The sequence below is a fragment of the Tritonibacter sp. SIMBA_163 genome, from assembly GCF_046535935.1.
Classification (GTDB): Bacteria; Pseudomonadota; Alphaproteobacteria; order Rhodobacterales; family Rhodobacteraceae; genus Epibacterium; species Epibacterium scottomollicae.
The window spans coordinates 1-408 of sequence record NZ_JAWJBP010000144.1 but is presented as its reverse complement, the minus strand read 5'-3'; the positions used below and the strand labels follow the sequence as shown (position 1 = coordinate 408).

The window sequence follows — 408 nt, the reverse complement described above, 5'->3', positions numbered from 1 at the left end:
AGGCGGTCTACCCGCTCATCCTCGAAGCCGACTCGCTGCTCGACGAACTCGCCCGGCTGAGGGACGGTGGCCAGACCGCGGACTTCCGAATCTACACCCGTCGGTTAGAATCGGTGCTTGACCAACTGGTGCTCCAGACCCGGCCTGTGGAGGACCAGCTCGAAGAACTCGGCCGGCTGGAGGATGCACTCGATGACCCCGGTGGTTCAGTCTATCTACCTGATCGGCAGCCTCGTCCTGAAGATGTGGGACCGCCTGAACGTGAAGGCCGGCGAGCTGCCTGACGAATCCGAAGTCCAAGCGGCCGAGGAGCTGCGGCGTGCGCTGCTCAAGCTGGCCGCCAACGAAGCGTCAGAGGAGCCTACCAATGGCAACCAGCAAGACAGGCAAGGCAAAGGGCAAGAAGAC

The 408-nt window shown here is 63.0% G+C and carries 1 protein-coding gene; it reads left to right on the top strand.

Annotated elements, in window-relative coordinates:
- Positions 1–192: 192 nt before the first annotated feature.
- Positions 193–408 (top strand): hypothetical protein (locus R0J92_RS21825; RefSeq protein ID WP_411053182.1); only part of this gene is annotated, 216 nt, incomplete at its 3' end.